The organism is uncultured Ferrimonas sp. (assembly GCF_947489035.1).
In the GTDB taxonomy this organism is placed as follows: Bacteria; Pseudomonadota; Gammaproteobacteria; order Enterobacterales; family Shewanellaceae; genus Ferrimonas.
Window position 1 is genome coordinate 1 of the sequence record NZ_CANLCI010000092.1, and the last position, 257, is coordinate 257.

The 257-nt window shown below is 59.5% G+C and carries 1 protein-coding gene; it reads right to left on the reverse strand.

Annotated features, from left to right (window positions below):
- The coding region (locus tag Q0796_RS18240) for a VCBS domain-containing protein (RefSeq protein WP_298445919.1) at positions 1-257 on the reverse strand (257 nt) is incomplete at both ends.

Consider the following 257-nt stretch of genomic DNA (forward strand, 5'->3'; position numbering starts at 1 on the left):
GTCCAGCTGCCGTCGGCGTTGACCACGAAGGTGCCGTAAGGATCGTCGATGGTGTTGGCGTTGAAGGCCAAGTCTGGATTATCAGCATCGCTTGCGGTCAGAGTGCCATCGAGGATGGCGCTATCCCCTTCGGTGATGCGGTCGGCATCGCTGGAAACGTCCGGTGCGTCATCGGTACCAGTGATGGTGATGGTGACGGTGGTGGTGCTGCCATCGGACAGCGTCACGGTGAACTCACGGATCTCTTCCTGACCCAA